General features: G+C 67.0%; 13 protein-coding genes. 6 read left to right on the plus strand and 7 right to left on the minus strand.

Annotation, left to right across the window (positions count from 1 at the left end; genetic code table 11):
• The first annotated feature begins 282 nt into the window (after positions 1-282).
• Positions 283-2,121: a family 1 glycosylhydrolase gene (locus ACH438_RS38870; protein WP_397014831.1), complete on the plus strand. Its 1,839-nt coding sequence runs from the start codon at positions 283-285 to the stop codon at positions 2,119-2,121.
• A gap of 5 nt (positions 2,122-2,126) precedes the next feature.
• Here the strand turns inward: ACH438_RS38870 and ACH438_RS38875 are convergent, their stop codons facing one another.
• Positions 2,127-2,831 (minus strand): MerR family transcriptional regulator, encoded by a 705-nt coding sequence (locus ACH438_RS38875; protein WP_397014833.1) that lies wholly within the window; start codon positions 2,829-2,831, stop codon positions 2,127-2,129.
• A 100-nt stretch (positions 2,832-2,931) separates the two neighbouring features.
• Between ACH438_RS38875 and ACH438_RS38880 the strand changes: the two genes are divergently transcribed.
• Positions 2,932-4,665, plus strand: coding sequence for a GMC oxidoreductase (locus ACH438_RS38880; protein ID WP_397014835.1), 1,734 nt, complete (start codon positions 2,932-2,934; stop codon positions 4,663-4,665).
• Between the two features lie 51 nt (positions 4,666-4,716).
• Entirely contained in the window at positions 4,717-5,154 is a 438-nt protein-coding gene (locus tag ACH438_RS38885) for a VOC family protein (RefSeq protein WP_397014837.1), read from the plus strand.
• A gap of 13 nt (positions 5,155-5,167) precedes the next feature.
• Here ACH438_RS38885 and ACH438_RS38890 read toward each other — a convergent pair whose 3' ends face one another.
• The 3 genes from ACH438_RS38890 to ACH438_RS38900 are packed head-to-tail and all read right to left on the minus strand — an operon-like array spanning position 5,168 to position 6,662.
• On the minus strand, positions 5,168-5,581 hold the full coding sequence (locus tag ACH438_RS38890) for an arsenate reductase ArsC (RefSeq protein WP_397014839.1): 414 nt from the start codon (positions 5,579-5,581) through the stop codon (positions 5,168-5,170).
• The gene (locus tag ACH438_RS38895) at positions 5,578-6,282 is read right to left on the minus strand and encodes an aquaporin (protein WP_397014841.1); all 705 of its coding nucleotides are present in this window, start codon (positions 6,280-6,282) and stop codon (positions 5,578-5,580) included. Before ACH438_RS38895 ends, ACH438_RS38890 begins: the two co-directional genes overlap by 4 nt.
• A complete protein-coding gene (locus ACH438_RS38900; protein WP_397014843.1) occupies positions 6,270-6,662 on the minus strand; it encodes an ArsI/CadI family heavy metal resistance metalloenzyme in 393 nt (130 codons plus the stop codon). The genes ACH438_RS38895 and ACH438_RS38900 overlap by 13 nt, the downstream gene beginning before the upstream one ends.
• A gap of 100 nt (positions 6,663-6,762) precedes the next feature.
• Between ACH438_RS38900 and ACH438_RS38905 the strand changes: the two genes are divergently transcribed.
• On the plus strand, positions 6,763-7,122 hold the full coding sequence (locus ACH438_RS38905) for an Rv2640c family ArsR-like transcriptional regulator (RefSeq protein ID WP_397014845.1): 360 nt from the start codon (positions 6,763-6,765) through the stop codon (positions 7,120-7,122).
• On the opposite strand, the gene ACH438_RS38910 is transcribed toward ACH438_RS38905, so the two are convergent.
• Positions 7,056-8,285 carry an MFS transporter gene (locus ACH438_RS38910; protein ID WP_397014847.1) on the minus strand — a complete coding sequence of 410 codons (1,230 nt, stop codon included), beginning with the start codon at positions 8,283-8,285 and terminating at the stop codon, positions 7,056-7,058. The genes ACH438_RS38905 and ACH438_RS38910 overlap by 67 nt on opposite strands.
• A gap of 94 nt (positions 8,286-8,379) precedes the next feature.
• Here ACH438_RS38910 and ACH438_RS38915 point away from each other — a divergent pair, with 94 nt between their 5' ends.
• A complete protein-coding gene (locus ACH438_RS38915; protein ID WP_397014849.1) occupies positions 8,380-8,838 on the plus strand; it encodes a winged helix-turn-helix transcriptional regulator in 459 nt (152 codons plus the stop codon).
• On the opposite strand, the gene ACH438_RS38920 is transcribed toward ACH438_RS38915, so the two are convergent.
• Together ACH438_RS38920 and ACH438_RS38925 are read right to left on the minus strand one after the other, a co-directional pair.
• Entirely contained in the window at positions 8,827-9,873 is a 1,047-nt protein-coding gene (locus tag ACH438_RS38920; protein ID WP_397014851.1) for an FAD-dependent oxidoreductase, read from the minus strand. The two genes, ACH438_RS38915 and ACH438_RS38920, sit on opposite strands and share 12 nt — an antisense overlap.
• A gap of 61 nt (positions 9,874-9,934) precedes the next feature.
• Complete coding sequence (locus ACH438_RS38925) at positions 9,935-10,378, minus strand: hypothetical protein (protein ID WP_397014853.1); 444 nt, start codon at positions 10,376-10,378, stop codon at positions 9,935-9,937.
• Positions 10,379-10,683: 305 nt separating this feature from the next.
• On the opposite strand from ACH438_RS38925, the gene ACH438_RS38930 reads away from it, so the two are divergent.
• Positions 10,684-11,226, plus strand: a complete 543-nt coding sequence (locus tag ACH438_RS38930; RefSeq protein ID WP_397014855.1) for a DUF2599 domain-containing protein — start codon at positions 10,684-10,686, stop codon at positions 11,224-11,226.
• Positions 11,227-11,286 lie beyond the last annotated feature (60 nt).

Genomic DNA, 11,286 nt, shown 5'->3' on the forward strand with positions numbered 1-11,286 from the left:
GAACCTTTTGAGCCACAAGCCGGTACAAGACAAAACGCTAGGCTCGGAGAACCGGCGGACGCAGGCGCGAACCCGCTGCTGGGAACGAAGCCGCTGATGAGGAGCCCGGGCGAGAATTCCGGACCGGAAACCCGCACCCGACCGGCAGATCCCCGGCTCCGCCACGGCGCTGTGATCCAGCCCCCAGCCGTCGCGACACGCACCGCCACGGCGCGATAAACCTCAACTTGACGGTTATTCTCCGAATCGGGACGCTCCAACGGCAGTCCCGAAGGAGGAGCCATGCGCGCAGGGCTGCACCGCCTGCTGGCGACCAGTCTCGCCGTAGCCGCGATCATGCTGCCCGTCGCGGGCGCAGTCCACGCCCAGCCGCCCTTACCTCCCTCGACCCAGCAACTACCCGTACCGGGGCAGACGGTGCCCGCGCCCGGTCAGCCTGCGGTCGCGCCCAGCCAAACACTGCCGGCACCGGGTCAACCCGCGGTTACGCCCACCCAGTCGGTGCCGGTGCCGAATCTGCCCCCGGTCGTGTCGAGTCAGACCCCGACCGTGCCTGGTCAGCCTGCGGTTGCACCCAACCGCACAGTGCCGGGACCGGGCCGCCCGGCGCCCGTGCCGCACCAACCCGCGGCCGCGCCCGATGAGCCCATGCCCGCGGCCGGTCAACCTGCCGCGGCGCCGAGCGAACCGGCGTCCGTGCCGGGGCAGCCTGCGACCCCGGGCCAGCCGATGGTTGCACCGACCCAATCCGGAGCGGTGCCCGGCCAACCGCCCGTTATGCCGGGTCAGCCTGCGGCGGCGCCGAGCCAACCCGCACTGGTACCAGGCGAATCAGTCCCTGCGCCCGGCCAACCGGCCATCGCGCCGGGTCAGACTGCGCCGCAGCCGGGGCAGCGGACGGTCGCGCCGAATCCGCGTGGTCCGCTCGGGCCTGATTTCCATTGGGGTGTGGCCACATCCGGTTTCCAGTCGGAAGGGCATGCGCCGGACAGCAATTGGCTCCGCTATATCGATGCCAATCCCGGCTGGGATCGGCTGGGCAACTCGGTGGACTTCTACGACCACTACCAGACCGATATCAAACTCGCGGCGGACCTCGGGGTGAAGGTGTTCCGCATCGGTATCGAATGGGCTCGGCTGCAACCGCAACCGGGTACCTGGGATACCGAGGCGTTCGCCTACTACGACTCGGTCGTCAATGCCATCGTCGACGCCGGTATGCAGCCCATGCTCACGCTCGATCACTGGGTTTATCCGGGCTGGGAGGCCGATCGTGGCGGCTGGAAGAATCCGGGGATGGTGGACGACTGGCTCGCGAACGCCCGGGCCGTCGTCTCGCATTTCGCGTCGCGGAATCCGGTGTGGGTCACCGTCAATGAGCCGGTCGCCTACATCCAGCACGAGGTGAAGCACAATGACACCAACGCCGACGAGATGCTCGACAAGGTCGCGCAGGTGCACAACACCATCTACGACTTCATCCACAAGGTGCAGCCGGGCGCGCTGGTGACCAGCAATGTCGGCTATGTGGCCGGCGCCGAGACGCAGGTCAACGGCCCGCTCATGGAGAAGATCCACGACAAGCTCGACTTCATCGGCGTGGACTACTACTTCGGTTTCGAGCCGCCCAAGGCCGACGGTTCGGCCGCCGCACCCGAGGGCATGTGGGATCTGCCGATCCACCCCGAGGGCATCTACTATGCGCTGCAGCATTATTCGCGGCTGTACCCGGACAAGCCGCTCTGGGTGGTCGAGAACGGTATGCCCACCGAGAACGGCAAGCCCCGCGCCGACGGCTACACCCGCTCCGATCATCTGCGCGACACCATCTACTGGCTGCAGCGCGCCAAGACCGACGGCATGAACGTCATCGGCTACAACTATTGGAGCCTCACCGACAACTACGAATGGTCCTCCTACACACCGCGATTCGGCCTGTACAGCGTGGATGTGGAGAACGACCCGGACCTCACCCGTAAGCCCACCGACGCGGTGGACACCTATCGCCGCATCGTCGCCGACGATGGCATCTCCCCCGGCTACACGCCGGTGCGCGCCGTCGCAGACTGCCACCTGGTCGATCCCCCGGCCAGCTGCGAAGCCCCTGCGCCGGTGCCGTAATGCCGTCAGAGATCGAGTTCGCGTGCCGCGCGCTCGATTTCGGCGGCCAGCGTGGCGCCGCCCACCTCGCGGGCCGCGGCCCGGAAGCGATCCCGGAAACGGTCGAGGTCGATGGGCACCTCGTCGCCGCCGTAGCTGGTGGCCGCGGCATCGACGAAGGCCTGCACCATCTCGTCGGCCAAGGCGGCGATGCGGGTGCGGATCAAGGTGCGCAGGGTGCCCGACAGCGCGATGTCGGTGCCCAGGTCGTAGAGGATGAGTGCGCCGGTGAGCATGGCCGGCTCCGGAATCCGCCAGCTCTTGCCGTGGCGATAGAGGTATCCGTTGGCGATGAGCTCGTCGAGCAGGCCGCCGTCGCGGTCGCCGAGCAGTTCCGACAGGCCCTGCTCGTCGACGGTCACGCCGGGATCGGCGGAATCGCCGAGGCGCGGATCGAATACCGCGCGCCAATCACCGTCCGGCGCGCCCTCGCCGTCGAAGACCTCCCGGATGGCATCCAAGCGCAGCCCGCGCACCTGCATGGCCGTGATGGCACGCAGTCGTTCCAGGTGTTCGTCGGTGTAGACGGCTTCCTTGCCCGCGCGGCCGGGCTTGGGCAGCACGCCGAGCGAGTGGTAGTAGCGGATCGTGCGGGCAGGCACGCCGCTGAGTTCGGCGAGCTGCGGGCGGCTGTATCTCTCGACCCCGGCGGCGACACTGGATCTATCCACGCGATCAGCATAGATACTGCAACCGCCAGACGTTGACAGTTCCAACTGTCCGCATTAGCGTAACCGCCGCCACACTGTCGACGACGACAAGGGAGTTTCCATGACCCAACGCGCTACCGATTTCGACGTACTCATCGTCGGGTCCGGCTTCGGCGGCAGTGTGACCGCATTACGACTCATCGAGAAGGGCTACCGCGTCGGCATCCTCGAGGCCGGTCAGCGCTACGCCGACAACGAACTCCCCGACACCAGCTGGGACCTGCGCAAATTCCTGTGGGCGCCGAAGCTCGGCTGCTACGGCATCCAGCGCATCCACCCGCTGCGCGATGTCCTCATCCTCGCGGGCGCGGGTGTCGGCGGCGGATCGCTGAACTACGCCAACACCCTCTACGTGCCGCCGCAGCCGTTCTTCGAGGACGCCCAGTGGCGCGACATCACCGACTGGCACGACGAGCTCATGCCCTACTACGCGCAGGCGCAGAAAATGCTCGGCGTGGTGCGCAACCCGCACATGACTCCCGCGGACGAGGTGTTCAAGCAGGTCGCCGACGATATGGGCGTCGGTGACACCTTCGTGCAGACCCCGGTCGGCGTGTTCTTCGGTGAGCCCGGCAAGACCGTGCCCGACCCGTTCTTCGGCGGCGCCGGACCCGAGCGCACCGGTTGCATCGAATGCGGCGAATGCATGACCGGCTGCCGGCACAACTCCAAGAACACGCTGGTCAAGAACTACCTGTACCTCGCGGAACAGGGTGGGGCGCAGATCTTCCCGCTCACCACCGTCACCGAACTGCGGCCGCTGCCGGACGGCACCTGGGATGTCTCGACCGAGAAGACCGGTGCGTGGGTGCGCAAGCAGCCCAAGACCTACACCGCCAAGAATGTGGTGCTGGCCGCCGGTACGCGCGGCACCCAGCAGCTGCTGTTCGCCATGCGCGATCGCGGTGTGCTGCCGGAACTTTCACCGCAGCTGGGCGTGCTGACCCGCACCAACTCCGAATCCATCGTAGGCGCGGCGACGCGGAAGGTGAACCCGGACCGCGACTTCACCCGCGGCGTGGCGATCACGTCGTCCATTCACCCCACCGCGGACACCCATATCGAGCCGGTTCGCTACGGCAAGGGCTCGAACTCGATGGGCCTGTTGCAGACCCTCATGGTCGACGGCGGCGGCAAGATTCCGCGCTGGCTGCGGTTCCTCGGCATCGTGCTGCGGCATCCGTTGACGTTGCTGCAGTTCATGTCCACCAAGAACTGGAGCGAGCGCACCATCATCACGCTGGTGATGCAGCACCTGGACAACTCGATCACCACCTACACCAAGCGTGGGTTGTTCGGGCGCAAGCTCACCTCCAAACAGGGCCACGGCGAACCGAATCCGACCTGGATCCCGGCCGGCAACGATGTCACGCGCCGGGTCGCGGACAAGATCGGCGGCGTCGCGGGCGGGTCCTGGGGCGAAGTCTTCAATATCCCTCTCACCGCCCACTTCCTCGGCGGTGCGGTGATCGGCGCGGACAGCAACAGTGGTGTGATCGACCCCTACCACCGTGTCTACGGCTACCCCACCCTCAGCGTCGTCGACGGCGCCGCGGTCTCCGCGAACCTGGGTGTGAATCCGTCGCTCACCATCACCGCCCAGGCCGAACGCGCCGCCGCCATGTGGCCGAACAAGGGCGAGCAGGACACCCGCCCCACCCAGGACGCCGGCTACCAGCGTATTTCCCCCGTCGCTCCGAACTCCCCGGCCGTCCCGGCGACCGCTCCCGCCGCCCTGATCCTGCCCATCGTGCAAATCCGCACCGGCAGCAAACCCGAATCCACGCCCGCCTGAACTACTCTCACCGGCAAGCCATCCGATTCCGCTCGCCAGGAGGAGAGATCAGTGCTCGACCACATCTACATCTCGGTAAGCGATATCCCCCGCTCGCTCGCCTTCTACACCGCGGCCTTGAAGCCGTTGGGCTGGCGAGAACTCGGCAGCTACGACTCCTCGACCGGGCCGGCGGGAGTCCCCGACCTCTTCGGGTTGGCCGATGCCGCCTACGGTTCGGGCACCGCTGTCGGCGCCAGTATTTGGCTCCGACAGCGTCAGCCAGGCGAGACCGGGCTGTACGTCGGGTTCGTCGCTGACAGTAAGGCCGAGGTCGACGCCGTCTACGCTGCGGCGATCGACGCCGGCGGAACGAGCGAGGGCGAACCGGCGATTCGCGAGTACTTCGCCCCGAGCTACTACGCCGCCAATATCGCCGACTTCGACGGCAATCACCTCGAGATAGTCCACAAGACCTTCAACCCGCCGAGCCGTCCACGCCGCACGTAGACGGACCGCGGGTTCATGGCTGCGCGGGGATGCCGAGTTCGTCGAGCAGTCCGCGGATGCGCTGCTCGATCTCGTCACGGATGAGGCGTACTGCGTCGATGTCCCGACCGGCAGGGTCGTCGAGTTTCCAATCGAGGTACCGCTTTCCGGGGAAGTACGGGCAGGTGTCGCCGCAGCCCATGGTGATCACGATGTCGGAGGATTGCACCGCGTCGGGGGTCAGGATCTTGGGGGATGCTGCGGAGATGTCGATTCCGATCTCTCGCATGGCCTTCACCACGGTGGGGTTGAGATGATCGGCGGGTGCGGAACCGGCCGAGCGGACTTCGACGCGATCACCCGCTAGATGGGCGAGGAAGGCGGCGGCCATCTGGGAGCGGCCGGCGTTGTGGACGCAGACGAACAGCACGGTGGGCACGAATGTCATTCGTGGAGTGCACCTTTCAGCGGGGCGGGATAGACGATCCCGATCAGGGTGAGGCCGATTGCGGCACCGGCCAATTCGGCAAGGACGAAGGCCGGTGCCGAGGACGGGGCGATGCCGGCGAAGGTGTCGGAGAAGACGCGGCCGATGGTGACCGCGGGGTTCGCGAAGGACGTGGAGCTGGTGAACCAGTAGGCGGCGCCGATGTAGGCGGCGATCGCGGGGGCCGACAGTGCGGCACGGGCGGTGCGGGTGAGGGCGAAGACGACTGCGATGAGGCCGGCCGTGGCCACTACCTCGCCGATCAGGTGGCCGGTGGTGACGCGGTGACAGGTGGAGATCTGGATCGCGGGCTGGTCGAACATGGCGTTGGCCAGTACCGAACCCGCCACCGCGCCGAGGACCTGGGCGATGAGATAGCCGGCCAGGTCGACGGTGGTGAGGCCGGTACCGGTACGGCGTCCGGTCAGCCAATCGGCCAGGGAGACAGCGGGATTGAAGTGCGCGCCCGAGGCCGGGGCGAAGATCAGGATCAGGACGCCGAGGCCGAGGACCGTCGCGGTCGAGTTCTCCAGCAGCTGCAAGCCGCTATTGCCGGGCGACAGTTGCTGAGCGGCGATGCCGGAGCCGACGACGGTGCAGACGAGCAGGGCGGTGCCGAGGAATTCGGCGAGCAGTCGGCGGCCAGGGTTCAGCAGTGGCAAGGCGTGCCGAAGGTTTCGCAGTCGGCGAGGACGGTGTAGACCTCCCACGGCTCGGTGTCGGGCGCGGTGACCCAGACCTTGTCCTGGGTGGCGAAGCAGCAGGTGGTGGCGATCTGTTCCTCGGTGAACAGGCCCGCCTGGGAGAGGCGGGCGATTTCGGCGTGGACTTCGGGGCTGGATTCCACTTCGACGCCGAGGTGGTTGAGGGTGCCGCCGTGGCCGGGGTTCTCGATCAGGACGAGCTTGAGGGGCGGGTCGGCGATGGTGAAGTTGGCGTAGCCGGGCTTGCGTTTGGCGGGCTCGGTGCGGAACAGCGTCGAATAGAACTGGATTGCCGGTTCGAGGGCGTCGACATTGAGGGCTAATTGGATGCGGGACATGACCGGACCTCTACTTGTGAGACATATGTCGAAGAACTGGATGAACCGAGTCTGCTCCACCTCTTCGACATATGTCAATAAGGTGCGTGGGGTTGGTGACATGCCGAAGGCGCTACCTGTGATCGATATGTCCAGCCCGGTCTGCTGCGCGCCGGTCGCGGCGGGACCGCTCGACGACGCCATGGCGCTGGAGATCGCGTTGCGGCTCAAGGCCATTGCGGATCCGGTGCGTGTCAAACTGCTGTCGCTACTGTTCGCCAGTCCCGACAGCGAGGAGAACACCGGCAATCTCGCCGAGCTGGTCGGGCTCGCGGAATCGACCGTCAGCCATCACCTCGGACAGCTGAAGAAGGCCGGGCTGATCGAATCCGAACGTCGCGGCATGAACACCTATCATCGCGCTCGGCGTGATGCGCTCTCGGCTTTGTGCCTGGTACTGGATCCCAACTGCTGTCGCTGAAGACCCGATTCGCGCCCGTCCAGTAGCGCCCACAGCGCGAGGCCGACGAGGCTGAACCCGGCACCCAGAGCACAGACCGCACCCCAGCCCGCCACCGCGTAGAGGCTTGTCGCGGCAAGGGCGCCGGTGGCGCTGCCGATGGAGTAGAAGACCATGTAGCCACCGATCACGCGGCTGCCCGCGTTGGGATGCAAGGCGTAGATCAGGGTCTGATTGGTGACATGGACTGCCTGGACGGCGAGGTCGAGCAGGATCACTCCCACGATCAACGCCCACAGCGAACTCCGCGTGCAGGCGAGCGGCAGCCATGACACGGCGAGCAGAGTCAGGGCGAGACCGGTGGTCCGGCGGGAGAATCCGCGGTCGTTCAGGCGGCCCGCCACCGTCGCAGCCAGGGCGCCGGCCGCGCCGATCAGGCCCAGTGACCCGATTGCGCTGTGGGACCAGGAGTATGGGGGCTCGCTGAGCGGAAGTGCCATGCTGCTCCACAGCGTGCTGAAGGCAGCGAAGATCAAGAAGGCGAACAGGGCCCGGAGCCGCAACAGTCGTTCGCCGGCAAACAGCGTGATCGTGGAACGCAGGAGTTGCCCATAGCGCAGGGTTTCGGGGCGAATATCGGTGTGGCGCGGCAGGATCCGGAACAGGATCAGGGCGAGCAGAGCGGCGACCGCGGCCGAGGCGAGGTAGACGGAACGCCAACCGGCAAGATCGGCCAGGACGCCGGATACGGTGCGGGCCAGCAGGATTCCGATAACCACGCCACTCGTGACCAGGCCGACCACGCGACCGCGGCCGGCAGGCGGAGCCAAGGCCGCCGCGAAGGCCACCAGCGTCTGCGTGACCACCGCGAGCAGGCCCATCGCGACCATGCCCGCGAGCAGGATCGATGCAGTGGGCGCGGTGGCTATGACGGCCAGCGCGATCACCAGCAGCAGTAATTGGGCCACGATGAGGCGCCTGCGATCGACCTTGTCGCCCAGCGGCACCAGAAGGAAGAGTCCCAGCCCGTATCCGACCTGCGTCAGGGTGACGACACCGCCGACCAGCGCCGCGCTCATATCGAGGTCCTGCCCCATGGTCACCAGAAGTGGTTGGGAGAAGTAGACATTCGCCACCGCCGCCCCGCAGGCGACCGCGAACAACAAGACCACACCACGGGTCATCAGCATTCCTCCACACATCCAGTTTCAACTTGCTACCAGATCTGACGGTAAACATTTTGGTAGCATGTTGCAACCGGAATGGAGAGGACCCGCCATGGTGAACCGCACGCGCTTCGACGACAGCGAATGCCCCGTCGCCCGATCGGTGGACGCGATCGGCGACTGGTGGTCACTGCTGATCGTGCGGGACGCGTTCGACGGCAGCCGCCGCTTCGGGGAGTTCCAGCGCAGCCTCGGCGTCGCGAAGAACATCCTCACCGCGCGACTGCGCGCACTGGTCGAGAGCGGGATCCTCGAATCCGTCCCCGCCTCGGACGGCAGCGCCTACCGCGACTACGTCCTCACCCCGAAGGGCAAGGCGCTCTTTCCGGTCATCGTCGCACTACGGCAATGGGGTGAGCAGAACTTCTTCACCCCGGGCGAACCCCACTCCGAACTGGTCGACCGCAGCCAGGGCCGGCCACTGCGGCCATTGGAAGTCCTGTCCATGGACGGCCGGCACCTGACCCCGGACGACACCATCGTCCACAAGCTCTCCCTCTCAGCGAGCTGACGCCTGCCGGATTCGCTGTCGCGCCGCCGCGCGTTCGGCGCGGATCTGCGCACGCCGCGCAGCCACGGCCGCGGCCGCGGATTCGCCTGCGGTGATGGCTCGATAGACGGCATGCACGTCCTCGAGCGCATCGCGGGCGCCGACCCCGGCCGCCGGCGTGATGGCATGGTCCGCGTCTCCGACCAGCACCACCGGCGCCTTCGGGGCGGCCGCCGAATCCAAGGGCACGGTACGGGCATTGGACACGTGCACCGAATCGGTATGGGCAAGAAGGGTTTCCAGCACATCACGATTCGAGGGCGTGGCCGCGAGCACCTCGTCGGCCCATTCGCCGACCGGACGCAGGCCCAGATCGTCGGCCGGGAGAGGTTCGCGCGGAATGCGCAGGAACCACACGGTATCGACGCCGCGGTCCCACACATGCCCGAAGGTACTGCCCTTACCGCCCGGGATGATCTCGTTGCAGAAGTGCAGGATCGCCGCAGACGTGGGCAAGGTCAGCGACTGATCGGCGATGCCGTAGACGACCACATCCCCGGCATAGACCGGCGTGCGATCCGGTTCGATCGCCCTGCGCACCACGGAGTCGATGCCATCGGCCGCGACCACCGGACCATCGGCAGCGATCATCTGCCCGTCTATCTTCAGCAGGCACACACCCGCATCGACGGAGACCTCGGAGACAGCGGTGTCGTAGTGGGCATCAACCTCGGAACCGTCGAGGAATTCACGCAATACGCCGATCAGATTGCGGCGCAACCACAATCGGTGCCCGGTATCCATGCGCGCCGACACCGGCCCGGAACCACTGGTGACATCCACACCCCGAATCGGATGCGACACCGCATGCAGAGCATCGAGATCCACACCGAGCCCGGTCAGCGCGACATGCCCGCGGGCGTCCAGAAACAGGAAAGCCCCGCCCCCGCCACCGTGACGCTGCCGCTCGTAGAGGCTGACCGGTTCACCCGCCCGCGCCAGCGCCCCCGCCAGTGCGGTACCGGCAATACCGCCGCCGAGGATCGTGGTCGCCATATTCGGGTCTCCCGCACGCTGTTCCGTAACGAACAATTCCAGCCGGAAGCGATCCTACGGTCTAGCGCGCGTGAATGTGCGAGATGCCCATGGGCGAGGTCGGCGGGGGGACGTCCCCGACCGGAGCCCGGAATTCCTGAAGGGCCGGAAGGACATCCACATGCCGGGCGGCATAGCAGCGGACCTGCGGCAGCGCGTGCCCCACCTCGCTGCGCTCGAGCGGTTCGGAGTCGATGTACCCGACCTGGTCGAGGCCGACGCCGAGGGTTTGGGCAATGCGGGAGATGGCGGCCGACTTGCGGCCCCAGCCGACCTCTACCACCGCGAAGCGCTCGTAGACGCCGTGGCGCCGCAATTGTTCCACCGTCCAGGCCCATTCACCCCGGGAGGCCACCGCGTGCATGACGCCCCGCTCGGCGAGAATGCGTAGTGACCTTGCTGCTTCCGCACGCAGAGTGCCTGCGGTGGAATCGCACACCGTTCCGTCCCACAGTGTGTTGTCCACTTCCCAGACAAGACATTTCACAGTCGTCGCCACCATTACGCGCCCCTACAGTCTCTCCAGCGTCCCGTACCGCGTGCACATCGCAAGCGAGGACAGCAACCATCCGGTACCACAGGTGCCGGACGGTCCCCTCTTTCCGGAACCGTCCTGCGCGTGACATCGTAGGTGCTGTCTGGGCCAATGCACCAGCGCTGGCAAATGCGAGACACTGGTATTTCAGCGCCGGGGAACGGTTCCTGACGGTGAGATCATTGCTGGTGGCGTCGTTCCGCAACCCCGTGGACGACGTGGAAAGGAAGAGGCCGATGCGACAGCGCAGGAAACTGTCGAGTGGCCTGTCCGCATTCGCGCTGGCACTGGTACTGACCGGTTGTGGCGCCGCGCAGGAATCCGCTCCCGTGGTGGTCGGTTCGCTCCCGCCCGTGCCGCCCGCCGCCGCGCCGACCGCGCAGGCCCCGGTCACCTCGGCCGCCGCGACCTCGTCCGGCGCGCAACCCGCCGCGAGTCCCACCGCGGTCCCGGCCGTGGATCCGCTCGCCGATCAGCCGCTCATCGACCACACCGAGTGGACCGACGACACCGACGGCCGGCGCCTGCACGTCTACCCCACCCAGGCCGGGCGCACCGATACCTTCCCCACCGCCGGCGACCGGGCCTGGCAGGAGGTCCTCGCGGACGCCCCCGATGCCGACACTCCCGGCATGTACGACCAATTCAAATGTCACTGGCAGTACGCCCGGGTCGTCGCGCCCGACAAGGTCAGCTGGAATCTCGAGCCGTGGCGCCCGGCGGTCGGGTACGACGCCACGGTTGCCGCGCTGTGCAATCCCGGCGGGCCCGACCGCTGAGACGCCGTTCGTAACCACTGGGACGGCGTCCACCGGGGTACCCGCATGCCCTTTGCGTCG

Origin of the sequence: Nocardia sp. NPDC020380 (assembly GCF_044386975.1) — a bacterium.
In the GTDB taxonomy this organism is placed as follows: domain Bacteria; phylum Actinomycetota; class Actinomycetes; order Mycobacteriales; family Mycobacteriaceae; genus Nocardia.